Consider the following 23,668-nt stretch of genomic DNA (forward strand, 5'->3'; position numbering starts at 1 on the left):
GCGGTAAGCGCGGCAAAATATCCAGCCTTGCGGCAACTTCACGTGCGATGCGTGATACCCTTGGTGCGGACGGCGGGACTTGAACCCGCATTCCCAGGGGGAGGCGGATTTTAAGTCCGCTGCGTCTACCGATTTCGCCACGTCCGCGTGGCGCTCCCACTGACCTTTCCGAACGCGTAGGTCAAGATGTGCTGGAGTTCACTGAGTCTTGCTGTTCAGCCGTTCGCGCATTTCCTTGCCCGGCTTGAAGTAGGGCACCCGCTTGGCCGAGACAGGGACCTGTTCCCCCGTACGCGGATTGCGCCCCGTCCGCGCGTCTCGCGCACGAGTGGTAAAGGCGCCGAAACCGCGCAATTCTACCCGGCCGCCACCCGACAGGCGGTCAACAATCTCCTTGAAGAAGAGGTCTACAATCCTCTCGACCTCTTGAAGGCCAAGGTCTGGATTTTCCTCTGCCAGAGTCTGAATTAATTCCGAGCGTATCATTGGTCCTCCAGCTCCCCCTTCTGGTTCCCAGTTTAGTCATAGTGAGTCCCTACCCACATGACAATTATCCAATGTCGGTAGTTGTTTTCTCATTTTGGGATATAAAAAGCCCGCCGGAAGAAGTTCCGACGGGCCTATTACTTTAGTTATATCCGAAGGGATTAGCCTTCGTTCTTGGCCTTCAGCGCTTCGCCCAAGATGTCGCCGAGCGATGCACCGCTGTCGGACGAACCATATTGAGCGACTGCCTGCTTCTCTTCTGCAATCTGCAGAGCCTTGATCGAGAAGGTCGGCTTCTTGGCCCGATCGAAGCCGGTAACCAGCGCGTCGAACTTCTGACCGATCTGGAAGCGCTCCGAACGCTGTTCGTCGCGGTCGCGGCCGAGGTCGCTGCGCTTGATGAAGCCGGTTGCGCCGTCGTCGCCAGCCTGGACTTCCAGACCGCCGTCGCGAACTTCCAGAACCGTGACGGTGATCGTCTGGTTCTTGTTCAGGCCCGCTGCAGCGGCGGTGGTGCCGCCAGCGGCCGGGCCGCCACGCTCAAGCTGCTTCATGCCAAGGCTGATGCGCTCCTTCTCGACGTCGATGTCGAGAACGACGGCCTGAACCGACTCACCCTTGCGGTGCAGAGCCAGCGCGTCTTCGCCCGAAATGCCCCATGCGATGTCCGACATGTGAACCATGCCGTCGACGTCGCCGTCCAGGCCGATGAACAGGCCGAATTCGGTTGCATTCTTGACTTCGCCTTCGACGGTCGAACCGATCGGGTGACGTTCGGCAAAGCTGTCCCAGGGGTTGTTCTGGGCCTGCTTGAGGCCGAGCGAGATACGACGCTTTTCGGGATCGACTTCCAGAACCAGAACTTCGACTTCCTGGCTGGTCGAAACGATCTTGCCGGGGTGAACGTTCTTCTTGGTCCACGACATTTCCGAAACGTGAACCAGACCTTCGATGCCCGGCTCCAGCTCGACAAATGCACCATATTCGGTGATGTTCGTGACGCGGCCCGAAAGCTTGGCGCCGATCGGATACTTGGCAGCGGCGCCTTCCCACGGATCGCTTTCCAACTGCTTCATGCCGAGGCTGATGCGCTGGGTGTCGCGATTGATGCGGATGATCTGAACGCGGACGGTATCGCCGATGTTGATCATCTCGTTCGGGTGGTTGATGCGCTTGTAGCTGAGGTCGGTGACGTGCAGCAGGCCATCGATGCCGCCCAGGTCAACGAACGCACCATAATCGGTGATGTTCTTGACGACGCCTTCGATGATCTGACCTTCGGCCAGCGTCTGGATAAGGCCACTGCGCTGTTCGGCGCGGGTTTCTTCCAGGATGGCACGGCGTGACACGACGATGTTGCCGCGGCGGCGATCCATCTTCAGGATCTGGAAAGGCTGCGGAATGTCCATCAGCGGGGTTACATCGCGCACGGGGCGAATGTCGACCTGCGAACCGGGGAGGAACGCCACGGCGCCGTCGAGGTCGACGGTAAAGCCGCCCTTGACGCGGCCGAAGATGACGCCTTCGACGCGGGCATTTTCGGTGAATTCGGATTCCAGCTTGTCCCAGGCGGCTTCGCGGCGAGCGCGGTCGCGTGACAGCATGGCTTCGCCATGGGCGTTTTCGACGCGATCGACATAGACTTCGACTTCGTCACCGACCTTAAGATCAGCCTTCTGGCCCGGCGCAGCGAATTCGCGCAGCGGCACGCGGCCTTCCGACTTCAGGCCGACGTCGATCAGCGCCATGTCGTTTTCGATGCCGGTAACGGTGCCCTTTACGACGCGGCCTTCGAAGCCGCCGTCCTCGCCACCGAGAGAATCATTGAGAAGCGCGGCGAAATCGTCGCGCGAGGGGAATGCCGTAGAGGCCATGGTAGTTCCTTCACTCGTCATTGCTGGCCTACCGGTTGTATCCGGTGGTCTTTCAGGCCAAACCGTCCGCACGGCCGGATTGCCGCGCGAACATCCGTTCGGCCATGTCGGGTGAGACGCTCTTTGGATAAGCGAAAAGGGCGCCGGGGAATCCCAAGCGCCGTCATCGCGTCAGGCCTGTTGCCGACGTTCCAACTGGGCGTCCACCAGAGCAATCGCCTGCTGGACGGCGGCGTCTATAGTCAAATTGCTGGTGTCGAGCAAGTCTGCGCCATCAGCCATTCGCAGCGGCGCATGATCCCGGCTCATGTCGCGAGTGTCGCGTGCCTGAATATCCGCGATCAAGCTATCCATGTCCGGGTGTCCACCATGGGAAAGCGCGTCATCATAGCGTCGCTCGGCGCGCACGTGAACGCTCGCCGTGACAAAGACCTTTGCATCCGCGTCCGGTGCGATCACCGTCCCGATATCGCGGCCGTCCAGTATTGCGCCACCCGGTCGGGTCGCAAAATCGCGCTGTCGCTGGACGAGCGCCTGGCGAACGCTCGGGTGGACGGAAACGCGGGAAGCGAGTGAGCCGACGGCTTCGCTCCGCAGCGCAGGGTCGCACAGGATTGCATCGTCAAAATCGCAAGCGGAAACCGCATCGGCTTCGTGGTCCGGATCGCCTCCGGCTTTTAGCACAGCAAGCCCAACCGCACGATAGAACAGACCGGTGTCCAGCACAGGCAAGCCGTAATGGCGTCCGAGCGCCTTCGCAATCGTACCTTTGCCCGATGCTGCGGGACCGTCGACGGCGATGATCATTCTGCTTTGCCTTTCCGCAACGTCTTGGCGAGGCCAATGACGGCTATAAAGGCCCAGACGACCTCCAGCGCCATCGATGCGACATTGAAATGAACCGTCAGTGAGTAGATCAGCAGCAACGAACCGATCAGGTTGAGAAAGTTGAAGAGCGTGAAGTTCAGCACTTTCGCCATATTGCTGTAGGCGTAAGCAATAACCATGAGGCCGCTACCAACAAGGCCAACCACGTTGGGGAAATCGAAATTCACGCCATCGCGCCGAGTGTTTGCAAGAGCGCGGTAAAGCCGGGGAAGCTGGTCGCGACCGGGCGCATGTCATCGACGGTGACACCGCTTTTGGACACAAGACCGGCCACCGCAAAACTCATGGCGATACGATGATCCAGCTTGGTCGCGATGGGGCCGCCGCCGGGCAGGAGCGTACCTCCGCTTCCCTCAATGACGATGCCGTCTTCCAGTTCCTCCACTCCCACGCCGATGGCGCGAAGGCCCGCCGCCATAGTGGCGATGCGATCAGATTCCTTCACCCGCAATTCTTCAAGACCTCGGAAGGTGCTACGGCCTTCGGCAAGGGCGGCCGCGATGAAGGCGACCGGATATTCATCGATCATGGAGGGCGCGCGGGCGGGGTCTGGTTCGACGCCCGTCAGGTGGGATGCAGTGACGACGATGTCTCCCACTGGCTCCCCGCCGACTTCGCGCGGGTTCTCGATGACGATGTCGCCCCCCATCTCGCGCAGCAGATCGATCAATCCTGCCCGGGTGGCATTCAGGCCGACATTTTCGATGGTAATCTTCGAGCCGGGGACAAACAGCGCGGCGACCATGGGGAAGGCTGCCGACGAGGGGTCGCCGGGGACGGTGATGGCTTGGGGACGAAGTTCGGCCTCGCCTTTTAATGTGATGATCCGTGTTCCATCAGCATCGATTTCTACGTCCAGGTCAGCACCAAAGCCCTTGAGCATCCGCTCGCTGTGATCGCGAGTCGGAACCGGCTCGACGACGCGCGTGACCCCGGGGGTATTCAGACCCGCCAGCAAGATCGCGGACTTTACCTGCGCTGATGCGACGGGAAGGCGATAATCAAGCGCCACAGCCGGGCAGGCGCCCCGCATGGTGAGCGGCAGCCGGTGTCCGGGGCTGGTGGTGAAGCTGGCGCCCATATGGGACAGCGGCTCGGTGACGCGCTGCATCGGGCGCTTGCTCAGCGATGCATCTCCGATGAAAGTCGCAGTGATGCCATGACTTGCGACCAGGCCCATGAGGAGGCGGGTCGACGTGCCACTGTTGCCCATGTCCAAAGCTGTTTGGGGTTGCAGCAATCCGCCCACGCCCACGCCCCGAATGTGCCAGATGCCATCATCGTCTCGTTGGATATGCGCGCCCATCGCACGCATTGCTGCGGCAGTGGCCAGCACATCCTCTCCCTCCAACAGGCCTTCGACGCGGCTTTCCCCAACGGCCAGTGCGGAGAGCATGAGTGAACGATGCGAAATGCTTTTGTCACCCGGCACCCTTACACTGCCCGCAAGGGGAGGAGCACTGGAGAAGGTCATGGGAAGAGGCTGATCGGAAGAAGTGGTCACGGGTCAATCCGTTTGTCAGGAAACTGAAAAATTGCGCCCGGCTTTTGACAGCGCGGTTCCGCTATGGCAAGGCGCCCGTCGCTTCGCGGGCGACATGGTCGCGCCGCGTGATATTCGTTGAAGCACTCGTAAGAAGGACAAGGCCGGACATGGTCAAGGCTGAATGGGGCACGAAGCGTACCTGCCCGAAATGCGCCACGCGCTTCTATGACCTGGGCAAGGATGACCCGGTCTCCTGCATCAACTGCAACACCGCTTGGGAACCCGAACCGGTCCTGAAGTCGAAGCAGCCGCTGCCGTACGAGGAAGCGCCGAAGAAGGTTATCGAAACCGCCGACGGGGAGCTGGAGACGGCAGATGACGATCTGGATCTTGATCTGGATGTCGATGATGATGGCGATTCGCCGGACAATGACGTTGACCTGGGCGGTGACGACGACCTCGGCGTGGATGCCGCCGCCGACGACGGCGACGACGACAATTAAGTAATTTTGTGCTTGCCAAGGAAGTTGCTGCCTCCTAATGGCAGCGACCTCCGAAGCGCCGGACCCAAGCGGCGCTGACACTGGTAACGGGGCCTTAGCTCAGCTGGGAGAGCGCCTGCATGGCATGCAGGAGGTCAGCGGTTCGATCCCGCTAGGCTCCACCAGTTTTCCGGACGGTCCAAGCCTTACCTGTATAGCCCGGAAGCTATCAAGCGGGTGCTTGGCATCCTATATCGGCCGACGGCTCCAAGCCGGACATGGCCCAATCCATTGGGATGCGGTATTATGCCGCGCAACGATGGGGCCTTAGCTCAGCTGGGAGAGCGCCTGCATGGCATGCAGGAGGTCAGCGGTTCGATCCCGCTAGGCTCCACCAATCTTCCTTGTCGCGATAGACTGTCGCTAGTCATCAGCAAATTGCTTCTCCGGTGCCATGCCAGCTGGCATAACTCCTCGGCATCGACGTACACCACATCCAATATGCCAATCTCCGTTAGGCAGCGAGGAAGTGATGGGGGAGGAGACCCACATCATTGCCAAGGACAGAAGATCGACGACGTTTGCTCCAATCCTGCGAGCGTTTCCTCCGCTCTAACGATCATGCTATCTCGCCCTCGTCCGTCGTGCTTCGGCAGGTGGTGGAGGCGGAGGGCGCAGGGGTAGTGAAGCTACTCCAGCAAACCGACGAGATATTTTAAAAACGCCGACCAAGCGGATAGTTGACGCGTATGAGCGGCACGGAAACTGACTTGGTCAAGTTCAAGCTGGCTGCACGAAGCTATCCATCACGCGCTTACGGCCAGCCGTTTCAAAATCGATCTCGAGTTTGTTGCCCTCGATCTCCGCAATCGTGCCGTAACCAAATTTCTGGTGAAATACGCGCAGCCCCAAGTGCATATCATCTCGACCCTTGTTGCCGAGGGATACCGCCGACGCGCGAGCTTCCACGATCCGCACGGGGTCACGGGAGAACTGGCCACTTTGTTGCGCCCGCTGCCAGCCTGGGCCACGCCCGCTACCTCGTTGTACGTTGGAGAAGGGATCGGCGCGCTCAGACCAGTTGGCACGCCAAAGGGATGCACCGCCCGCCATGCTGCTTTCCTCCTCGACATGTTCAGGAGGTAGCTCTCCTACGAACCGTGACGGGATAGAACTGGTCCACTGGCCATATATTCTCCGGTTCGCGGCATGAAGGATGACGCACAGCTTCCTAGCGCGAGTAATCGCCACATAGGCGAGCCGACGTTCCTCCTCCAGACTGTTGAGACCGCCTTCGTCCAACGCTCGTTGAGAAGGAAAAATACCTTCTTCCCAGCCCGCCAGGAAGACGGTGTCGAATTCGAGCCCTTTTGCCGCATGGATGGTCATGATCGTGACCTTCCGTTCCTCGGCTTGCGCGTCATTGTCCATGACTAGCGACACATGTTCGAGGAACGCGCCCAGCGTTTCATATTCCTCCATGGCGCGGGTAAGTTCATTGAGGTTTTCGAGGCGGCCTGCGCTTTCGGCTGTGCGCTCCGCCTGAAGCATCGCCGTGTAGCCGCTTTCATCCAGTATCTGGCGCGCGAGTTCGGCATGGGGAAGCTGGGTCGCGCGGTCGCGCCAGCGGGCCAAATCACCGATAAAGGCGCCAAGGCTGCGGCGCGCTTGCGGAGTCATTTCGTCGGTATCGAGAATTCGTGCAGCAGCGAGCGCTAAGGGTATAGCCTCGGCCCGAGCAAGGCGGTGAAGTTTCTCCACGGCTTTGTCACCTAAGCCACGCTTGGGAACATTGACGATCCTTTCAAACGCCAGATCGTCGGCCGGTTGGTTGACGAGGCGAAGATAGGCAAGCGCGTCGCGGATCTCAGCCCGCTCGTAAAACCGGAAGCCGCCCACAATCCTATATGCAAGGCCGATCTGAATGAATCGATCTTCAAATTCGCGGGTCTGGTGCTGTGCCCGGACGAGGATGGCCACATCTTCCAATGATCGTCCGGAGCGCTCGATCGCCTCGATTTCGTCGCCGACGCGGCGAGCCTCTTCTGGCCCGTCCCAAACGCCGATGACGCGGACTTTCTCCCCGATGTCGATGTCGGTCCACAGCGTCTTGCCTAGCCTGTTGCCGTTTTCGGCGATCACACCGGAAGCGGCGCCCAGAATATGAGGTGTGGATCGGTAATTCTGCTCCAAGCGGACAATCTTGGCGCCCGGGAAGTCCTTTTCAAATCGCAGGATGTTAGCGACTTCCGCGCCCCGCCACGAATAGATGGATTGGTCGTCATCACCCACGCAGCAGATATTCTTGCGCTGCTGAGCGAGCAGACGGAGCCAGAGATACTGGCTGCTGTTGGTGTCCTGATACTCGTCTACCATGATATAGCGGAACCGCTGCTGATAGCTTTCGAGCACATCCCGGTGGCGCTTCAATATGGTGAGCACATGGAGCAGCAAGTCGCCGAAGTCGCAGGCATTTACATCGCGAAGGCGGGCCTGATAGGCAGCATATAATTTCTGTCCGCGCCCATTTGCGTAAGATTCGCTATCTCCGGCGCTGATTTCGTCAGGCGTCAGCCCCTTATTTTTCCACTGATCGATCAAGCCACCCAACTGCCGCGCTGGCCAGCGCTTTTCATCAATCCCTTCAGCCTGGATCAGCTGCTTCATCAGCCGAAGCTGATCGTCTGTATCAAGAATGGTGAAGTTGGATTGCAGGCCGACCAATTCGGCATGTCTGCGAAGCATTTTGGCAGCGATGGCATGAAATGTTCCGAGCCACGGCATGCCTTCCACCGCCGGACCGATCATGCGTCCGACACGCTCGCGCATTTCGCGCGCGGCCTTGTTGGTGAAGGTGACCGCCAGGATTTCCGACGGATAGGCGCGGCGCGTAGCTATGAGGTGCGCCAGTCGTGCGGTCAGCGCAGCCGTCTTGCCCGTTCCGGCACCCGCCAGAACAAGAACCGGACCCTCGGCAGTGAGGACGGCCTCCCGTTGGGGCTCATTGAGGCCCTGAAGATAGGGCGGATCATCAGGCGAGGGAGCGGGAAGGGTCATGGTCAACAACTAGGGAGCATGGATAGAGGGAGCAAGGGCTTGGCCGCGTGCGATTGATGGCAATCTATGAGAACAAAAGAGGAATCATGCAAGGGGGAAGGCCACAGTGTTCACCTTCGATATCCCCTCGGCCTCTCGTGGTGTCGTTAGGTCAAGGCCAAGCGGTTCCAACGAGGGAACATTCGCCTGGTAGCAGCAGAGCCACAGTTCGTCGCCGATATCGGAACGCGTGCGTCACCGATCTGGTTCTCTACCCGCCAAGAGGCAGAACGGGGTGATGAACAGGAAAGGATTACCCATGAAATCGATCATGCTTGCGAGTGCCGCCATGCTGGCCTTTACCACCGGCGCTACTGGCATTGCGATCGCTCAGGGTGTGCCGGACAATACGGCCCAACCCCCAGCCACTGATAGCATGCCTACAGATCCGGCTACGCCTGCGAGCCCTGCAACAGCGGCAGATCCCAATGCTGGTCAGCCGACTGGAGAGGTTCCAGCTGACACTGGCATGATGCCCGCAACGCCGGGCATGCCCAAGGACCCTGCCGCGCCTGTGGGCAGTTCGGCTAATCCGGTCACCGTTGGCGGCAACATGACCCCTCCGCCTGCAGGCGGTAAGGACTATCCGCTATGCAGTCGCACGGTACAGGATAGCTGCATCAATCCAGGCGAGGCGCCGCGTTCGAAGAAGATGGCGCGCAGGCATCGCTGACCGGAGAGACAGAAGCGGGCAGGGCGGCAATAAGCGCCGCCAGCCCGGTTCTGTCTTTGGCGGCGTCCGCCAGGCTTTGCTGGTCGAGCACTGCCAGAAAAGCTGTAGTTGCGGCCCTCAAAATGCTCGATAGGCCACAAGCGGCGCGGAGGCCGCAGCTTGCGCAGTCTGCCAGGTTCATGTCCGGTTCGGTGTGACGGACGACATCGCCCAGCCTGATTGCTTCAGGAGCCCGGGCCAGGGTGAAGCCGCCGCCTCTGCCGCGCTGGGTTAGGATGAACCCGCCTTGGCCGAGGTGGTGGACGACTTTCATCAAATGATTGCGCGAAAGAGCGTAGGCGTCGGCGACCTCAGGGATGGTTGCGCGACCTGTTGGCGTGACGGCCAGATGGATGAGGACGCGCAGGGCGTAGTCGGTGTGGCGGGTCAATTGCATGAGGGAATGCGTTAATTGAACGGGGTTTGCAGATCAAACATGTAGCTGGTTTACATGTTTAAAGATGTACCGTAAAGGCGTCTTTACCGAGTCTTTATTTCAAAGGGGTGCATATATGAGCCAGCTCAGCGCTGAAACCATCGCCATCGTCAAGGCAACCGCTCCCGCGCTGCGGAGCCATGGGGTGGAGATCACGACCGCCATGTATGCGCGCCTGTTCCAGGATGCGTCGATCAAGGACATGTTCGATCAGGCGGCGCAGGACAGCGGCGAACAGCCCAAGCGTCTGGCTGCGGCGATCCTGGGCTATGCCGAGAATATCGATAAGTTGCAGGCTTTGACTGGCGCGGTCGAGCGCATGGTGCAGCGGCACATCGAAACCGGAGTGAAGGCTGAACATTATCCCAAGGTTGCCGAAGCGCTGCTGCCCGCGATCCGCGATGTTCTGGGCGCGGAAGTTGCCACGGACGCTGTGTTGGAAGCGTGGGGCAAGGCCTATTGGTTCTTGGCCGAGATACTGATTGGCAAGGAAGCGCAGGCTTATGAGGATGCTGAAGCGGCTTGATTGATGGGTGGGGAGCTTGGGGGGTTCCCCTCTCCCTAGCCTCGTTGAGAGTCACGCGCCTCTCATCGACCCCTAAAGGGGAGAGGGAATCGCTCTTAACAGAGTAATGCGCGCCTTGCCCACGTCTCGGGTTGCGTCCACGACAAAACCCTTGACCTCCACATCTTCGCGGCGATCGGTTTCGATGCTGATCCAGGTCGCGGGGCCGGTCCAGCCCAGACGGCTCAACTTGTCGAGAGCTACGACGCCTGCACCGCTATTGTAAGGCGGGTCCATGAAAATGAGGTCCAGCGGTTTCGGCGTTGGCCCCAGTGAGAGCACGCTACTCTGCCGAATGTCGGGCCGGATGCCGAGCTTGTCGCCATTGGCGCGGATCACATTCAGAGCCGCCTGATCCTGTTCGACGAAGAGGCAGCTAGCCGCGCCACGGGACAGGGCTTCAAAGCCCAAGGCGCCCGATCCTGCGAAGAAATCGCCGACGGCCAGCCCTTCAAATGATCCGATACGGCTCACGAGCATGGAAAAGAGCGTTTCGCGCGTACGGTCGGCCGTGGGACGAGTGGCGTCGCCCTTGGGAGCTGCCAGCGGGCGGCCGCGCCATTGGCCTGCGATGATTCTCATGATTGGCGTCCGTGCAGAAGGAAAGCCCTAAGACAAGCGCAGGGCGAACGGGTTTAGCTTCAGGATTTGGGCGTCTTCAAGCTCTTGCGGAAGACGATAAGGTCGTGCTGGCGCACTTCCTCCACCGCGCCCGACGCGAGTTCGCCGAGATGGAAGGGGCCATAGCTGGTGCGGATGAGGCGGCTCACCTGTAGGCCCAGATGCTCCAGAACGCGCCGCACTTCGCGGTTCTTGCCCTCCGTCAGGGTCATTTCGATCCACTGGTTACGACCGGTGCGGCGTTCCAAATTGGCCTCGATCTGGCCATAGCGAATGCCGTCAATCTCTATGCCCATAAACAGGTCTTCAAGCTGGGCCTGGCTGATTTCGCCAAAGGCGCGGGCGCGATAGGTGCGCGGCACGCCGGTCGCGGGCAATTCCATCTGCCGTTTGAATTCGCCATCGGTCGTGAGGAGCAGAAGCCCCTCCGTGGTCATGTCCAGACGACCGATGGGCATGAGGCGGGGCAGATCGGCGGGCAAGCGGTCGTAGATGGCGGGACGGCCGCGCGGATCGCGCTCAGTCGTCAAATAGCCTGAAGGTTTGTGAAACAGGAAGAGACGGGCGGGAGCGGGTTGCGCCACCGGGTTGCCATCCACCGCCACGCCATTGAGCGAGGTCAGCAGGGTCGCCGGGGTCGAAATCAGTTGGCCATCGAGAGTGACCCGGCCTTCCTCGATCATCCGTTCCACTTCCCGGCGCGAGGCTACTCCGGCGCGGGCAAGCAGTTTGGCGATGCGTTGCGGTTCGTTCGTGCCGCTGGCGGCAGCGGCCATGCGCGCCGGATGGGGATTTGCGGGCTTGGCTGGAGCAGCGTTTCTTTTCTTGAAAGGCGGACGAGCAGGGCGCGACGAACCGGCGGGCTTGCCGTCCGTGGGACGCCGGGGACCGCCCGGCCCTGTTCTGCGCGGCGGTGCTGATTTTTTCGGCGGCTCCACGCTCGGTTCCTTTTAACGAAGCGGCGGCATTCCCATATCGGAGATGCCGGGAAAATGACGAATAGTGCCGTCCTGTCGCCGAGTGCGCAGGAACGGCCGCAACTCCCTTAAGGGGTCGCGCGTTTGATCGGGTGCATGGCGCATATGGGGCGGATCGGCAAATGTTTTTCGGGCTAGTCAAAGGGGACTCGAAGCCACGGCAGCAGGCACAGGCCATCATCAGCGTGCTGGTGGTGGAAGATGAGCCTTTGGTCGCCTTTGACAACGAGCATGTGCTGGAACAGGCTGGCTACCGCGTGGCCGCAACGGTCGAGGATTATGACCATGCGATCAGCGTCATTGAGCAGGATGAGGTCGATCTGGTGATCGCCGATATCACCTTGCATGGTGACAAGACGGGCATTGATGTGGCGCGTCATGCCTATGCGAAGGGGCTGGCGGTGCTGTTCGTCAGCGGCGCCTGTCCGATTGATGCGCATGAGATGGCGGTAGGGTGTCTGGCGAAACCTTATTTGCCGCGTGATCTGCTGGCTTCGATCGGGGTGATTGAGGCGGTGCTGCGTGGTGGGGATCTGCCGCGGGTGCCGCGTGGGTTGCATTTGTTTGATCGGGTGGGGTGAGGTGGTGTGGTTGGGGCGCTGTAAACTCACGCCGAATAGCGTAGAGCGCCGCTACTTTTCCCGCTGATTTTTGCTTACGGAGTGGCAGAAGCGCTATTGCCGCAGCTCAGTCCAACCTCTCGTTTGGCTATGTTGCTGCGCGCCCCATGGCCGGAAGCAAGATCTGAAAGGCAGGGGGTGCCGCGCACGAGCGCAGCAGGTTCACGAACCGGTGAAGGCGGTGATTCCTCCATCGACCACCAACTCGGTGCCAGTGATGTAGCGAGCCTCCTCCGAAGCGAGGAACAGGGTGGCATGGGCCACATCCCAAGCGTCGCCCATGCGCGCCATCGGTACTTGCGCGTTACGGCGGGCGACCATGCCTTCGAAGTCGCCGGCGTTGTATTTTTCCGCCAGCCTGTGAACGAGGGGCGTCATCATCAGGCCCGGAACGACGCAATTGAGCCGCACACCCTTCGCCGCATAGGACACTGCCGTCACCTTGGTGAACTGAACAAGTCCCGCCTTTGCCGTAGCATAGGCGACCTGGTCCTTGCCAACCCAGCGCTGCCCCGCGATGGATGAGATGTTGACGATCGCGCCTGCGCCCTGATCAACCATGATTGGCAACGCTGCTTTGCAGGTGAGGAACGCACTGGTCAGATTTAGATCGAGCTGACGGCGCCACATGTCCTCGTCCATCGTCTCCGGATTGCCGGGCTCGGAACGGCCGACATTGTTGATGAGGATGTCGAGCCGACCATAACGCGCGACACAGTCCCCGATCAACGCCTGCACCTGCTCACCGCTGGTGACATCGCATGCCGCCACATCGATCGGATGACCTTCACTTTTGGCGATCTCACGCGTCGCTTCGGCCGCGTCCATGTCGAGGTCAACGCCCAGGACCGTGGCACCCTGGCGGGCGAGCAGCACGGCTATGGCCTTGCCGTTGCCCCAGCCCGGCGCGAACGAGCCGCAGCCGGTGACAATAGCGACTTTACCGTCCAGCTTCAGCATCGCCTTTCTCCGTGTAGCTTGCGGATGGGCGATGGCAGTGTCATGGCCGAATGACAACACAATAGCGGAGAACGCCATGCCCTCGTCGCCGCGCATCATGCTGATCAGCGCGCTCGCCCAGTCACCCGGCCCTGCAATGGCTGCGATGCGGGAGGAGTGGCCGCAAGCCGTTTCGCACAATCTGATCGATGACTCGCTTGCGGGAGACTATGCCGCCTTGGGCGAGATCACGCCCGCGATCTACGAGCGTTTTCTGACACTGGGTCGCTACGCGGCCGCGAGCAGCGATGGCGCGACGTCTACGCAAGGCATCCTGTTCACGTGCTCCGCTTTTTGCCCGGCGATCGAACGGGTCAAGGCTGACCTGGCTATCCCGGTGATCACGCCGAACGAGGGCGCATTTGATGAGGCTCTGGCCCTTTGCCGAGGCAAGGACGCAGGTGGGCGCATCGGGCTGCTCCTTACTTTCCAGGGCTCCGTCGCTCCGCTGGAGGGCGAAATTCATGCCATGGCCGACGCAATCGGGCAGGAGCGCCCGACCATCTTGCCCGCCGTGGCCAGCGGCGCGCTCGAGGCATTGCAAGCGGGCGATGGCGATCGTCATGATGCTTTGAGCGCAGCGGCAGCAGAGACACTTCCGGCAGTCGATGTGATCATCATCGGTCAGTTTTCGATGGCCCGCGCGGCACCGATGGTGAGGGCTCGCCGAAAGGAGCCGATCCTAACCACGCCGCAGATGGCGGCACGCAAGATGCGTCGTCTGGTTGAGGGGTCGGCCCGCTAGGTTGGGGAAATTTTGGAGTCTGCGCGGTCATATGTCCGGGGCGAGTTCTGCTTGTTTCTCCGATGATTGGCCATATGGTGGCGCGATAAGCATTTTGGGGGCGCACCTTTTTCATGACTGACATTGCCGTGGGCACCCGAGGCTGGCTGGATGCGGTGAAGCCCTATGTGGAGAAGGCACCGCTGGCTGCGCTGTTCCTGGGGATTTCATCGGGCTTTCCTTTTGCCATGATCGGCGCGAACCTGGCGTCGCGGCTGGCGCAGGATGGGATCGACAAGAAGAGCGTCACGGCGTTCAGCCTGGTGTTGCTCGCCTATAATCTCAAATGGCTGTGGGCCTGGGTGATCGAGGGAGTGAAGCTGCCCCTGCTGCATCGGTTGGGTCAGCGGGTGTCGTGGATGCTGGTGGCGGGGCTGCTGGTGATGGCGGCGGTGGTCAATCTGGCGGTTGTCGATCCGGCGAACGACCTGATGGGGACGGTGCGGGCGGCGATCCTGTTGGGGATTGCGGGGGCGACGTTCGACATCATCATCGATGGCTATCGGATCGAGATATTGCGTCCCGAGCAATTGGGCGTTGGCGCGGGCATGTCGCAATATGGATGGCGGATCGGCGCGGCGGCGGCGGGCGCTCTGGCGCTGGTGGTGGCGCAATATTGGGACTGGACGCTGGCCTATCTGGTCTGTTCGCTCTTCGCGCTGCCTGCGATGCTGGCGGCGTTGATCGTTGGCGAGCCTGAACGGCATCGGGAGATTGCTTCCCGAAAGACGGGCGGGGAATTGGTGCAGGCGATCATTGGGCCGTTCGTTGATTTCTTCAAGCGCAAGGGCGCGCTGCTCGTCCTGCTGTTCATCATCGTCCACAAGATTGGCGATACGCTGGCCAACCTGACGTTCCGGCTGCTGTTCAACGATCTGGGGTACAGCAATGAGGAGATCGCGATCTACGATGTGGGCGTGGGCTTCTGGGCTTTGCTGGCCGGGATTTTCGTGGGCGGGGTGCTGTATGCGCGGTTGGGATTGAAGCGGTCGGTGCTGATCAGCCTGGTGCTGATGGCGGTATCGAACTTCAGTTTCGCGATGTTGGCCGCGGCGGGGAAAAGCAACCTCGGCATGGCGGGGGCCATCGGGTTCGAGAATTTCGCTAGCGGGATCGGTGGCGTCGCGGTGGTCGCCTATTTCTCCGCGCTGTGCGATCTGCGCTTTACCGCTGCGCAATATGCGATGATTTCGGCGGCGGCGAGCATTGTCGGACGGTTCCTGACGGGGACGTCGGCGGGCGCGTTGATCGAGCGGTTCGGCTATGTCGATTTCTATCTGCTGACGACCGTGTTGGCGCTGCCGGGCATCATCCTGTTCTGGCTGATGATGCGCAGCGGACTCGTGGATGCGAGTGTTGGCAGCGCCGCTACGGATGAAGGTGGTCAGGCTCCGGCGTAAAGGTCCAGCGGGCGGCCTAGGTCGCTATGGGCCTGAGAGACGGCTTGCAGGCAGGTCAGGGCGCCGAGGACATCGTCCGTGCCGAGCAGCGAGGCGAGTTGCTCATAGGATGCAGGTGGGTCCTGTAGCGCTGTGCTGATTGAGTGCATGAGGGACGCTTCGTCGGCGGTCATGCGGGCGCAGCAGCAAGGCGCGACGAGTATCCGGCGGGTGGCGCAGCGGGCAAGTTCCAGCATCATCGCGCGCATCAGGACGAGGGGGCGGCGGTAGCTGCGGCCGAACGCGCCGAGCATGGCGTTGGCTGCGTGGGCGTCATCGACCCCGGCGCTGGCCATGCGGCGCATCGCATAGAGGAACAGGCGGTTGCCGTAGCCGGGAGGCATTGCGCCGGGCAGGTCGAGGGGGGTGATCTCTCCATGGGGCATATGCGAGCACCTTTTTATCCGTTGCGTTACGGAGAGCAAGGTACGCTATTGCGAGTCAATCGCAAGTAGATTCAGTCAGGATATTGCTCGTTCAGGCGCAAAATTTCGCCTGCGAGGTAGAGCGACCCCGCGATGAGCAGGAGTGGGGCTTCGGTTTTGCATGACGCCGCGACCGCGTTGATGGCGTCCGTGGGATTTGCATGTGCTGTGCAGTCGATGCCCCAGCGCTCCGCGATGGTGGCGAAGCGGCTGGCGGGATGATGCTCGTGGCCGGGGACGGGCAGCGCGTGGATGTGGGCTATGCGCCCGGCGAAGGGGGCGAGATAGGCGTCCACTTCCTTGTTGGCGAGCATGCCGATGATGAGGTGCAGTTTGCGTCCGGCGAGCTTGTCGGCGGTGAAGAAGGCGCTGATGGCTTCTCCGGCTCCGGCGTTGTGGCCGCCGTCGAGCCAGGCTTCGCTTTCGGGGGGGAGGGGGGCGAGCAGGGGGCCGTGGTCCAGGTGTTGGAGCCGGGCGGGCCAGTGCGCCCAGAGGGGGGCAGCTTTGAGCGCGGCTTCGCTGACGGGCAGGGCGGTTTGATGGCGCAGCATGGCGAAGGCGAGGGCGGCATTCTGCACCTGATGCGCGCCGGGCAGGCGGGGGAGCGGGGTTTCGATGCGGCCTTGTTCGTCGCGATAATGGAGGCGGTCGCGGTAGCTGGCGGCGTCCCAGCTTTGGCCCATGGGGAGCCAGTCGGTGCGGGCGCGGGCTGCGGCTTCGCGCATCGCGGGAGCGAGTGATTCGGGATAGCGCTGGGTTACCAGGGCGGCGCCGGGTTTGGCGATGCCCGCCTTCTCCGCCGCTATGGCGCGCAGCGTGTTGCCGAGGAAGGCTTGATGGTCGATCCCGAGTTGGGCGACGCCGCAGACGGCGGGGTTTTCGATGACGTTGGTAGCGTCGAGACGGCCGCCTAGTCCTACTTCGAGGATGCAGGCGTCTGCAGGATGCTCGGCGAAGGCGAGGAAGGCGGCGGCGGTGGTGACTTCGAAGAAGCTGGCCCCGATGCCTTCGGCCACGTCCAGCACGCGGGAGAGATAGAGGGCGAGCGCTTCGTCGCTGATCAACTGGCCGTTGATGCGGATGCGTTCGTTGAAGCGGACGAGATGAGGCGAGGTGAAGACGTGGACGCTGCGGCCGTCGGCTTCGAGGGCGGCGCGCAAGAAGGCACAGGTCGATCCTTTACCATTGGTGCCTGCGACATGGAAAACGGGAGGCAGCGCGCGGTGCGGATTGCTGAGCCGGTCAAGCAGGCTGGTGATGCGTTCGAGACCCAATATGTCCGCGCCGGGCGACAGCGTGGCGAGGCGGTCCAACTGCGATTGGACCGCCGGGTCGTCCGAAATGGCGTGGTCGGGCATGGCCCTATGTTCCTCGCGCGATCGCGTCAGGCGGCTGCGCGAGGGGCTAGATAGCCGATCACTCGGGCCAGCGTGTCGCGTAATTCGCTGCGGTGGACGACCATGTCGAGCATGCCATGTTCCAGCAGATATTCGGCGCGCTGGAAGCCGTCCGGCAGCTTTTCGCGGATCGTGCTTTCGATGACGCGCTGGCCCGCGAAGCCGATCAGTGCATTGGGCTCCGCAATCTGGACGTCGCCCAGCATGGCGTAGCTCGCCGTGACGCCGCCGGTCGTCGGATCAGTGAGGACGACGATATAGGGCAGGCCCGCCGCGTGCAGCTTCTGGATCGCGACCGTGGAGCGCGGCATCTGCATGAGGGACAAGATACCCTCCTGCATGCGGGCGCCGCCTGCCGCCGTGAAGATGACATAGGGGCATTTGTGGCCGATGGCTTCATTGACCCCTTGGATGAAGGCCGCGCCGACGCCCATGCCCATGGAGCCGCCCATGAAGGCGAAATTCTGAACGCCCATGACGAGCGGCACATCGTCGATCGCGCCGCGCGCGTTGATGAGCGCGTCCTGGTCGCCGGTCTGCGCGCGGGCAGCCTTGATGCGATCAGGATAGCGCTTGGAATCGCGGAATTTGAGCGGGTCTTCCTGCACCGGTGGGGTGGGGAGCAGGATGAAGCCTGCGTCGAGGATTTGCTCGAACCGCTCGGACGGGCCGATGCGGCCGTGATGGTCGCAGCGCGGGCAGACGGAGAGATTATCCTCCCACTCCTTGATGAAGATCATCTCGGTGCAGGACGGACATTTGTGCCACAGCGTCTCGGCGGTGGTTTCCTTCTTTGCGAGGAAGGGAACGGCCTTGCGGACGCGGTTGATCCAGCTCATGCGGCGGTCTCCCGGAAATGGGGGCTGTTGGCTTTGAGAGCGCCGCTCAATGTGGCGACGAACTCCTGAACGAAGGGCGCGGCGGCATCGCCATGCGATCCGACGATATCGACAATGGCTGATCCGACAACGACGCCGTCAGAAACGCGGCCGATGGCGGCTGCCTGTTCGGCGGAGCGCACGCCGAAACCGACTGCGATGGGCAGATCAGTTGCGGCCTTCAGCTTCTCGACGGCCTGCTCTACGGCTGTTTGGGCCGCCTGCTGCTTGCCGGTCACGCCTGCGACGGCGACATGGTAGAGGAAGCCGCTAGCGCCATCGAGCACGACGGGCAGGCGAGCAGCGTCGGTGGTCGGCGTTGCAAGGCGGATCAGGTGAACGCCTGCCGCGCGTAGGGCCGGGCCGATCTCCGCGTCCTCTTCAGGCGGGACATCGACACAGATCACGCCATCCACGCCTGCTTCGCGACACTGATCTGCGAACCATTCGGAGCCGCGGATCAGCATGGGATTGGCATAGCCCATGAGGATCAGCGGTATATGCGGGTGGCGGGCGCGGAAGGTGGTGGCGAGGTGGAAGATATCCTTCGTCTTCGTGCCTGACCCGAGGCTGCGCAGGTTTGCGAGTTCGATCGCGGGGCCGTCTGCCATCGGATCGGTGAAGGGCATGCCGAGTTCGATGATGTCCGCGCCGCCCGCGACGAGCGCGTCAAGGATTGCCGGGGTGGCGGCAACGGTCGGGTCGCCTGCGGTCACGAAGGTGATGAGGGCGGCGCGGCCTGCTTCCTTGCAGGTGGCGAAGCGGGTGGCGAGGCGGTCAGTCATTTCCAAAAATACCCGTTCGGGTTGTCCGAACGAGCCACTTGTCTCGTTCGAATGTCGAAGCCCAATCCTTCTTTGAAGAAAAGTGGAGCCCCCTTCGACTGCCTGCTTGCAGCAGGCGCTCAGGACAGGCTTCGACAAGCTCAGGGCGAACGGAGGAGGAGATGGCTCGTTGGGAGAGGCTGCTCACATCTCCACTCCCAGCGCGTCGGCGACGGTGAAGATGTCCTTGTCGCCTCGGCCCGAGAGGTTGACGATGATGATCTGGTCCGCGTCCATGGTCGGCGCGATCTTTTCCGCGCTGGCGATGGCGTGGGCGGACTCCAGGGCCGGAATGATGCCTTCGAGAGCAGCGAGCTTCTGGAAGCTGGCGAGCGCTTCGTCATCGGTGATCGGCATGTACTGGACGCGGCCGATCTCGTGCAGCCAGCTATGTTCAGGGCCGATGCCGGGATAGTCGAGGCCGGCCGAAATGCTGTGCGCTTCGGTGATCTGGCCGTCTTCGTCCTGAAGCAGATAGGTGCGGTTGCCGTGCAGGATTCCGGACGCGCCGCCTGCGAGGGAGGCGGCATGTTTGCCGGTGAGGCCCTCGCCTGCGGCTTCCACGCCGATCATCTTGACCTCAACATCGTCAAGGAAGGGATGGAAAAGGCCGATCGCGTTCGAGCCGCCACCGACCGGAGCGATCAGCATGTCAGGCAGGCGGCCTTCGATCTCGAGAATCTGCTCGCGCGCTTCGCGGCCGATCACCGACTGGAAGTCGCGGACCAGTTCCGGATAGGGATGCGGGCCTGCCGCCGTGCCGATGATATAGAAGGTGTCGTGGACGTTCGAGACCCAGTGGCGCAGGGCATCGTTCATCGCGTCCTTGAGCGTCTGCGAGCCGGAAACGACGGGGATGACTTCCGCGCCCAATAGCTTCATGCGGAAGACGTTGGGCTTCTGCCGCTCCACGTCCTTGGCGCCCATGAAGATCTTGCATTCCATGCCGAACAGGGCGGCGACGGTAGCGGTGGCGACGCCATGCTGGCCCGCGCCGGTTTCGGCGATGACCTTTTTCTTGCCCATGCGGCGGGCGAGCAGCGCCTGGCCGATGCAATTGTTGATCTTGTGCGCGCCGGTGTGGTTGAGTTCTTCGCGCTTCAGATAGATTTTCGCGCCTTTACCCTCGGGCGCATCGGCGCGGAGCGCTTCGGTCAGACGGCTGGCATAGTAAAGCGGGTTGGGACGGCCGACATAGTTGCGCAGCAGTTCCTCAAACTCTTCCTCGAAAGCGGGGTCCTGCCTCGCTTCCTTATAGACCTTCTCCAACTCAAGGATGAGCGGCATCAGCGTTTCCGCGACATAGCGGCCGCCGAAGGAGCCGAAATGGCCCGAAGCATCGGGTTGCGAGCGGAGGGAGTTATTGATGGTCATGATTGCTGTGCCGCTTTGCAGAAGGCCATGATCTTGTCCACACTCTTGATGCCCGGCGCGCTTTCCACGCCGGAAGAAACGTCAATCATCGGTGCGCCGGTGATGCGGATCGCTTCGGCGACATTGTCGATGCCAAGACCTCCAGAAAGGCCCCAGGGCATGGATATGGGGACGCCGCGCAGCAGGGTCCAGTCGAAGCGTAGGCCCATGCCGCCGGGCAGCGCCGCGCCGTCCGGTGTCTTGGCATCGAAGAGCAGGAGGTCGGCCGCGCCGGTATAGGCTTTTGCAGCGTCGATGTCGGCGCGGGTTTTGACGGAAATGGCTTTCCAGACAGGGAGCTTGAAGCGCTTAGCGATGGCGGCGGTGCGCTCCGGGCTTTCCTTGCCGTGGAGTTGCAGGGCGGTGAGGGCGTTTGTTGCCGTGAGTTCGGCGAGGGTTTCGTCGGTTGGGTCGACGAGGACGGCGACGCGCTCGATATTGGCGGGGACTGTTGCGGCGAGAGCGCGCAGCTGGCCCGCTTCGACATGGCGTGGGCTTTTTGCGAAATGGACGAAGCCGAGGTGGGTCGCGCCAGCGCGGATAGCAGCGCCGACTGTGTCGGGGGTGGAAAGGCCGCAAATCTTGATGGCGAGTCGGGACATTTGGGGGCTTTAGCGGGTGAGGTCACCGAGAACCATATGCTCCGTGCTACTCAAGGCGTCGTCAAATCCATGTCATGCAGGGCGAGCCATTGGTCCGCATGGTCGACGCAGGCTTTGCCCAGGAAGGCGTCGACCTGATCCAGCAGATCGGTTTCGTCCATGATCAGAGGATCAAGCGGCGGGTGCCAATCGAGACGGAAATGAGCGCCCTGGGTTCTTGCCAAGGTGAAAGGCAGGAATCGGGCGTTGCTGCGCCGGGCGAGGCGTAGGGCGATGGAAAGATTTCCCGACGGTTCCACATCTCTGCCGAAGCGCGGGAACCAGACCTGTCGATCTCGCCGTTCGTCCACCAAGATGTAGAGCATCGCCCTGTCCTTTTCCGCAAGGTGACGCAGGATCGATCGGGCGGCGCCGCTGCCGGTGATGGCTTCCCCCATATAGCTTTCCCGTGCCCGCTTCAGCATCTTGGCCTGAGCAGGGTCGGAAGGAGGATCGTAGACGCCGAGGCCGGGACGATCCGTTGACGCTTTCAAATGGGCGGCGAGCAAATCCCAGTTGCCGATATGGGTGGTCAGAAAGATCATGGGGCGGGGCGAGGCCAGCGCTTCCCGATAGGCCGGTTCGTTTGTGATGCTGACATGGCGGTTGTTCACGAGCCGGTCGATATTGGCGAGTTCGGCCATCGTGCGACCGAGATTGAACCAGCGGCGGGTGAGCATGGCCTCGCGGGTAGTTTCGTCCAGGTCCGGGCGCAAGATGGCGAGGTTGGCGCGGGCGCGCTGGTCCCGCAGCTTCATGGTTCTGCGTGCAACGTTCGCCGACAACCAGCCGCCCAGCCATGAGGCGGCGGATGCGGGGAGCAGGCGCAGAAGGGTGAAGAGAAAAGGGTTGGAGAGCATCTTGCCAAGCGTCATACAGCAGCAGTCGAGAGGGTAAAGGGCTTGGATTTACGATGGGTTGGGCCTTTTGGGCGTGGGTGCTGTTGCAGGGGCTGACGCTGCTGGGGGTGCTGAACTATTGGCGGCATCTGCCGGTCGATCGTCAGGAGGAGGCGCCTGATGGCGTGGTCGTGCTGTTGTCGGTGCGGGATGATTGGGATGGCGGGGCGGAACTGATCGCCCGGTTGAAGGCGCAGGCGGCGCGGTTTCGGTTGCTGATTGCTTCGAGTGGCGGGTGCGCGGCGGCGGAGGCTTTGGCGGCGCGCGAGGGGGATTGGGTGCAGATCGTCCGCGCGGGTGTCGCGGTGGACGAGGGGCAGAAGGTTCATAAATTGCGGGCGGCTTTGCGGGCTTTGCGGCCGGATGATCGCTATCTGGTGTTCGTGGACGCGGATATTGAGCCGCCTGTGCGGTTGGTGGGGCGGTTGCTCTTTCCTCTGGTGCGGGGGAAGGCGGATATTGTGACTGGCTATCGGCTGCTGTTGCCCGGGCGGAGTGCGGTGGCGGCACTGGTGGGGGCGGTGGAGATGCAGTTGGCGACTTTGCCTCGGGCTGCTGGCGCGACCATGCCCTGGGGTGGAGCTATGGCCCTGACGCGGGAGGTGGCGGAGCGGCTCGATCTGGATGCGGCGCTGGCGGGGCGGTTGTCGGATGACATGGCGATCGGGCTGGCCGGGTGGCGCGCGAAGCTGCGGTTGCGGCCGGTGCGGGATTTGCTGGTGGCTTCGCCGATGGAGGTGCGGGGTGCGATTGCGTTTGGGGTGCGGCAGTATCGGCATATCTGGACGAATAGTTCGGGGATGTGGGGGATTGCTGCCGCCGTCGTGGGCGTACAGGCTTTGGGCTGGTTGTGGGTGTTGGGTTGGGGCGGATGGAGCGCTCTGGCGGTGGGTTATGCAGCGGCGGTGGGACGAGCACTGGTGCGGCGACGGATCATCGCGGGGGTGGTGGACCCGGAGCAGGCTCGGACGGCACGGCGGTCGCTTTGGTGGGATGTGCTGGCGCCGTTTGCGGTGTGCTGGGTGCATTGGGGCATGCAGTTGGCGGCGGCTTGCTCGCGGCGGATCAGGTGGGGCAGGTTTGATTATTGGGTGAAGAGTGGGAGGGTGGTGAAGATGGAGAGGAGCAAGTGCCGCTAGCGACCACCTGACGCTATTAATCAGCATAGGGTTAAACCTAAAATCGGACGCTAGCAGGAGCACCTTACTGTTGTGCATCACAGCAAACTGTTGATGATGTCGGGGAAGATTACGATGCCGGTTGACGCGAGGGGGTGACGGGAATGATTAGCCGAATGATGGTATCCTTCGGCGGAGCATTGTTTTGGGTCACTCTTGCGCTCGCTAGCTCACATTTTTTTGGAGCAGATCAGTTTTTGTTTATATCGATCGTTGCGATCCTTGGTACTCTCACTGTGGGAACGATATTTGGATCCGCTAGGAAAAGGCGATTAAATAGGGCGCTCGCTGCAATCGACAACATAGATGCGCGGCCAGTCATGTTTCGCTGCGCGCCAGCGCAAGCTCCATTGGCCCTTGAGGTGGCCAAATCAAACGGCTGGGTCGGGGAGTTCCTTTCCGAATCAACGCAAGACATACTGAGTATCCGCTTTACTCCCGGCGATGGGGCCTTCGCTGTGCAGGAGTTTTTGGAGGCTCTTTTTGAGGCCAAACTCGTTCAAGAAGTTCAGCCCTGATTTATAAGTCGGTGTCTGCTTAGCTATGTG

General features: G+C 61.7%; 25 protein-coding genes and 3 tRNA genes. 10 read left to right on the forward strand and 18 right to left on the reverse strand.

Translation table 11 applies throughout. The features are described 5' to 3' along the window. Positions 1–61: 61 nt before the first annotated feature. The 6 genes from ACYU81_RS13510 to aroA form a co-directional block, all read right to left on the reverse strand. A tRNA-Leu gene (locus tag ACYU81_RS13510) sits at positions 62–147 on the reverse strand. 51 nt (positions 148–198) lie between these two features. Further along, a complete protein-coding gene (locus ACYU81_RS13515; protein WP_449472252.1) occupies positions 199–486 on the reverse strand; it encodes an integration host factor subunit beta in 288 nt (95 codons plus the stop codon). Positions 487–647: 161 nt separating this feature from the next. After that, the gene (gene rpsA / locus ACYU81_RS13520; RefSeq protein WP_460988199.1) at positions 648–2,360 is read right to left on the reverse strand and encodes a 30S ribosomal protein S1; all 1,713 of its coding nucleotides are present in this window, start codon (positions 2,358–2,360) and stop codon (positions 648–650) included. Between the two features lie 171 nt (positions 2,361–2,531). Then, positions 2,532–3,167 (reverse strand): (d)CMP kinase, encoded by a 636-nt coding sequence (cmk, locus tag ACYU81_RS13525; RefSeq protein WP_460988036.1) that lies wholly within the window; start codon positions 3,165–3,167, stop codon positions 2,532–2,534. Further along, complete coding sequence (locus ACYU81_RS13530) at positions 3,164–3,415, reverse strand: CBU_0592 family membrane protein (RefSeq protein ID WP_460988037.1); 252 nt, start codon at positions 3,413–3,415, stop codon at positions 3,164–3,166. Before ACYU81_RS13530 ends, cmk begins: the two co-directional genes overlap by 4 nt. Next, on the reverse strand, positions 3,412–4,722 hold the full coding sequence (aroA, locus tag ACYU81_RS13535; protein WP_460988038.1) for a 3-phosphoshikimate 1-carboxyvinyltransferase: 1,311 nt from the start codon (positions 4,720–4,722) through the stop codon (positions 3,412–3,414). The genes ACYU81_RS13530 and aroA overlap by 4 nt, the downstream gene beginning before the upstream one ends. A 179-nt stretch (positions 4,723–4,901) precedes the next feature. Between aroA and ACYU81_RS13540 the strand changes: the two genes are divergently transcribed. The 3 genes from ACYU81_RS13540 (at position 4,902) to ACYU81_RS13550 (ending at position 5,613) form a co-directional block, all read left to right on the forward strand. Next, positions 4,902–5,237: a TIGR02300 family protein gene (locus ACYU81_RS13540; protein ID WP_449472261.1), complete on the forward strand. Its 336-nt coding sequence runs from the start codon at positions 4,902–4,904 to the stop codon at positions 5,235–5,237. A gap of 88 nt (positions 5,238–5,325) precedes the next feature. Next, positions 5,326–5,401: transfer RNA gene (locus ACYU81_RS13545), tRNA-Ala, on the forward strand. 136 nt (positions 5,402–5,537) lie between these two features. Then, positions 5,538–5,613: transfer RNA gene (locus ACYU81_RS13550), tRNA-Ala, on the forward strand. A 383-nt stretch (positions 5,614–5,996) separates the two neighbouring features. On the opposite strand, the gene ACYU81_RS13555 is transcribed toward ACYU81_RS13550, so the two are convergent. Continuing rightward, positions 5,997–8,273, reverse strand: a complete 2,277-nt coding sequence (locus ACYU81_RS13555) for an ATP-dependent helicase (RefSeq protein WP_460988039.1) — start codon at positions 8,271–8,273, stop codon at positions 5,997–5,999. Positions 8,274–8,571: 298 nt separating this feature from the next. Here ACYU81_RS13555 and ACYU81_RS13560 point away from each other — a divergent pair, with 298 nt between their 5' ends. Beyond that, positions 8,572–8,985 (forward strand): Fe-S oxidoreductase, encoded by a 414-nt coding sequence (locus tag ACYU81_RS13560; RefSeq protein WP_460988040.1) that lies wholly within the window; start codon positions 8,572–8,574, stop codon positions 8,983–8,985. Here ACYU81_RS13560 and ACYU81_RS13565 read toward each other — a convergent pair. Further along, positions 8,933–9,421, reverse strand: a complete 489-nt coding sequence (locus ACYU81_RS13565; protein ID WP_460988041.1) for an Rrf2 family transcriptional regulator — start codon at positions 9,419–9,421, stop codon at positions 8,933–8,935. The genes ACYU81_RS13560 and ACYU81_RS13565 overlap by 53 nt on opposite strands. A 115-nt stretch (positions 9,422–9,536) precedes the next feature. On the opposite strand from ACYU81_RS13565, the gene ACYU81_RS13570 reads away from it, so the two are divergent. Next, positions 9,537–9,986: a globin domain-containing protein gene (locus ACYU81_RS13570; protein WP_449472266.1), complete on the forward strand. Its 450-nt coding sequence runs from the start codon at positions 9,537–9,539 to the stop codon at positions 9,984–9,986. Positions 9,987–10,058: 72 nt separating this feature from the next. Here ACYU81_RS13570 and rsmD read toward each other — a convergent pair whose 3' ends face one another. Both rsmD and ACYU81_RS13580 read right to left on the reverse strand, forming a co-directional pair. After that, the gene (gene rsmD / locus ACYU81_RS13575; RefSeq protein WP_460988042.1) at positions 10,059–10,607 is read right to left on the reverse strand and encodes a 16S rRNA (guanine(966)-N(2))-methyltransferase RsmD; all 549 of its coding nucleotides are present in this window, start codon (positions 10,605–10,607) and stop codon (positions 10,059–10,061) included. Positions 10,608–10,666: 59 nt separating this feature from the next. Beyond that, positions 10,667–11,584, reverse strand: a complete 918-nt coding sequence (locus tag ACYU81_RS13580; protein WP_460988043.1) for a pseudouridine synthase — start codon at positions 11,582–11,584, stop codon at positions 10,667–10,669. A 161-nt stretch (positions 11,585–11,745) separates the two neighbouring features. Here ACYU81_RS13580 and ACYU81_RS13585 point away from each other — a divergent pair, with 161 nt between their 5' ends. Beyond that, the gene (locus tag ACYU81_RS13585; RefSeq protein WP_460988044.1) at positions 11,746–12,204 is read left to right on the forward strand and encodes a response regulator; all 459 of its coding nucleotides are present in this window, start codon (positions 11,746–11,748) and stop codon (positions 12,202–12,204) included. 201 nt (positions 12,205–12,405) lie between these two features. Here the strand turns inward: ACYU81_RS13585 and ACYU81_RS13590 are convergent, their stop codons facing one another. Then, complete coding sequence (locus ACYU81_RS13590) at positions 12,406–13,203, reverse strand: SDR family NAD(P)-dependent oxidoreductase (protein WP_460988045.1); 798 nt, start codon at positions 13,201–13,203, stop codon at positions 12,406–12,408. 76 nt (positions 13,204–13,279) lie between these two features. Between ACYU81_RS13590 and ACYU81_RS13595 the strand changes: the two genes are divergently transcribed. Both ACYU81_RS13595 and ACYU81_RS13600 read left to right on the forward strand, forming a co-directional pair. Continuing rightward, positions 13,280–13,987, forward strand: coding sequence for an aspartate/glutamate racemase family protein (locus tag ACYU81_RS13595; RefSeq protein WP_460988046.1), 708 nt, complete (start codon positions 13,280–13,282; stop codon positions 13,985–13,987). Between the two features lie 113 nt (positions 13,988–14,100). Next, positions 14,101–15,426, forward strand: a complete 1,326-nt coding sequence (locus tag ACYU81_RS13600; protein WP_460988047.1) for an AmpG family muropeptide MFS transporter — start codon at positions 14,101–14,103, stop codon at positions 15,424–15,426. Here the strand turns inward: ACYU81_RS13600 and ACYU81_RS13605 are convergent. The 7 genes from ACYU81_RS13605 to ACYU81_RS13635 all read right to left on the reverse strand — a co-directional run bounded on the left by ACYU81_RS13605 (position 15,411) and on the right by ACYU81_RS13635 (position 21,903). Next, the gene (locus tag ACYU81_RS13605; RefSeq protein ID WP_460988049.1) at positions 15,411–15,851 is read right to left on the reverse strand and encodes a DUF6628 family protein; all 441 of its coding nucleotides are present in this window, start codon (positions 15,849–15,851) and stop codon (positions 15,411–15,413) included. The two genes, ACYU81_RS13600 and ACYU81_RS13605, sit on opposite strands and share 16 nt — an antisense overlap. Before the next feature lie 71 nt (positions 15,852–15,922). Next, a complete protein-coding gene (locus ACYU81_RS13610) occupies positions 15,923–17,248 on the reverse strand; it encodes a bifunctional folylpolyglutamate synthase/dihydrofolate synthase (protein WP_460988050.1) in 1,326 nt (441 codons plus the stop codon). A gap of 26 nt (positions 17,249–17,274) precedes the next feature. Then, positions 17,275–18,126 (reverse strand): acetyl-CoA carboxylase, carboxyltransferase subunit beta, encoded by an 852-nt coding sequence (accD, locus tag ACYU81_RS13615; protein ID WP_449472282.1) that lies wholly within the window; start codon positions 18,124–18,126, stop codon positions 17,275–17,277. Beyond that, positions 18,123–18,950 carry a tryptophan synthase subunit alpha gene (gene trpA / locus ACYU81_RS13620; protein WP_460988051.1) on the reverse strand — a complete coding sequence of 276 codons (828 nt, stop codon included), beginning with the start codon at positions 18,948–18,950 and terminating at the stop codon, positions 18,123–18,125. Before trpA ends, accD begins: the two co-directional genes overlap by 4 nt. A 183-nt stretch (positions 18,951–19,133) precedes the next feature. Then, positions 19,134–20,363, reverse strand: a complete 1,230-nt coding sequence (gene trpB, locus ACYU81_RS13625) for a tryptophan synthase subunit beta (protein WP_460988052.1) — start codon at positions 20,361–20,363, stop codon at positions 19,134–19,136. After that, a complete protein-coding gene (locus tag ACYU81_RS13630) occupies positions 20,360–21,004 on the reverse strand; it encodes a phosphoribosylanthranilate isomerase (RefSeq protein ID WP_460988053.1) in 645 nt (214 codons plus the stop codon). Before ACYU81_RS13630 ends, trpB begins: the two co-directional genes overlap by 4 nt. A gap of 50 nt (positions 21,005–21,054) precedes the next feature. After that, entirely contained in the window at positions 21,055–21,903 is an 849-nt protein-coding gene (locus ACYU81_RS13635; protein WP_460988200.1) for a lysophospholipid acyltransferase family protein, read from the reverse strand. 53 nt (positions 21,904–21,956) lie between these two features. Here ACYU81_RS13635 and ACYU81_RS13640 point away from each other — a divergent pair, with 53 nt between their 5' ends. Both ACYU81_RS13640 and ACYU81_RS13645 read left to right on the forward strand, forming a co-directional pair. Continuing rightward, entirely contained in the window at positions 21,957–23,081 is a 1,125-nt protein-coding gene (locus ACYU81_RS13640; protein ID WP_460988054.1) for a glycosyltransferase, read from the forward strand. 155 nt (positions 23,082–23,236) lie between these two features. Then, a complete protein-coding gene (locus tag ACYU81_RS13645) occupies positions 23,237–23,638 on the forward strand; it encodes a hypothetical protein (RefSeq protein WP_460988055.1) in 402 nt (133 codons plus the stop codon). Positions 23,639–23,668: the final 30 nt, after the last annotated feature.

The sequence above is a fragment of the Sphingobium sp. TomTYG75 genome (assembly GCF_054771635.1).

Excerpts from the sequence above, each read along its gene's own strand:
- rpsA (WP_460988199.1), bottom strand. The coding sequence starts at position 2,360 with ATGGCCTCTACGGCATTCCCCTCGCGCGACGATTTCGCCGCGCTTCTC.
- ACYU81_RS13585 (WP_460988044.1), top strand. The coding sequence starts at position 11,746 with ATGTTTTTCGGGCTAGTCAAAGGGGACTCGAAGCCACGGCAGCAGGCA.
- aroA (WP_460988038.1), bottom strand. The coding sequence starts at position 4,722 with ATGACCTTCTCCAGTGCTCCTCCCCTTGCGGGCAGTGTAAGGGTGCCG.
- ACYU81_RS13595 (WP_460988046.1), top strand. The coding sequence starts at position 13,280 with ATGCCCTCGTCGCCGCGCATCATGCTGATCAGCGCGCTCGCCCAGTCA.
- accD (WP_449472282.1), bottom strand. The coding sequence starts at position 18,126 with ATGAGCTGGATCAACCGCGTCCGCAAGGCCGTTCCCTTCCTCGCAAAG.
- trpA (WP_460988051.1), bottom strand. The coding sequence starts at position 18,950 with ATGACTGACCGCCTCGCCACCCGCTTCGCCACCTGCAAGGAAGCAGGC.
- ACYU81_RS13560 (WP_460988040.1), top strand. The coding sequence starts at position 8,572 with ATGAAATCGATCATGCTTGCGAGTGCCGCCATGCTGGCCTTTACCACC.
- ACYU81_RS13540 (WP_449472261.1), top strand. The coding sequence starts at position 4,902 with ATGGTCAAGGCTGAATGGGGCACGAAGCGTACCTGCCCGAAATGCGCC.
- ACYU81_RS13570 (WP_449472266.1), top strand. The coding sequence starts at position 9,537 with ATGAGCCAGCTCAGCGCTGAAACCATCGCCATCGTCAAGGCAACCGCT.
- ACYU81_RS13640 (WP_460988054.1), top strand. The coding sequence starts at position 21,957 with ATGGGTTGGGCCTTTTGGGCGTGGGTGCTGTTGCAGGGGCTGACGCTG.
- ACYU81_RS13610 (WP_460988050.1), bottom strand. The coding sequence starts at position 17,248 with ATGCCCGACCACGCCATTTCGGACGACCCGGCGGTCCAATCGCAGTTG.
- ACYU81_RS13645 (WP_460988055.1), top strand. The coding sequence starts at position 23,237 with ATGATGGTATCCTTCGGCGGAGCATTGTTTTGGGTCACTCTTGCGCTC.
- trpB (WP_460988052.1), bottom strand. The coding sequence starts at position 20,363 with ATGACCATCAATAACTCCCTCCGCTCGCAACCCGATGCTTCGGGCCAT.
- ACYU81_RS13630 (WP_460988053.1), bottom strand. The coding sequence starts at position 21,004 with ATGTCCCGACTCGCCATCAAGATTTGCGGCCTTTCCACCCCCGACACA.
- ACYU81_RS13590 (WP_460988045.1), bottom strand. The coding sequence starts at position 13,203 with ATGCTGAAGCTGGACGGTAAAGTCGCTATTGTCACCGGCTGCGGCTCG.
- ACYU81_RS13635 (WP_460988200.1), bottom strand. The coding sequence starts at position 21,903 with ATGCTCTCCAACCCTTTTCTCTTCACCCTTCTGCGCCTGCTCCCCGCA.
- ACYU81_RS13515 (WP_449472252.1), bottom strand. The coding sequence starts at position 486 with ATGATACGCTCGGAATTAATTCAGACTCTGGCAGAGGAAAATCCAGAC.
- ACYU81_RS13555 (WP_460988039.1), bottom strand. The coding sequence starts at position 8,273 with ATGACCCTTCCCGCTCCCTCGCCTGATGATCCGCCCTATCTTCAGGGC.
- ACYU81_RS13565 (WP_460988041.1), bottom strand. The coding sequence starts at position 9,421 with ATGCAATTGACCCGCCACACCGACTACGCCCTGCGCGTCCTCATCCAT.
- cmk (WP_460988036.1), bottom strand. The coding sequence starts at position 3,167 with ATGATCATCGCCGTCGACGGTCCCGCAGCATCGGGCAAAGGTACGATT.
- ACYU81_RS13605 (WP_460988049.1), bottom strand. The coding sequence starts at position 15,851 with ATGCCCCATGGAGAGATCACCCCCCTCGACCTGCCCGGCGCAATGCCT.
- rsmD (WP_460988042.1), bottom strand. The coding sequence starts at position 10,607 with ATGAGAATCATCGCAGGCCAATGGCGCGGCCGCCCGCTGGCAGCTCCC.
- ACYU81_RS13600 (WP_460988047.1), top strand. The coding sequence starts at position 14,101 with ATGACTGACATTGCCGTGGGCACCCGAGGCTGGCTGGATGCGGTGAAG.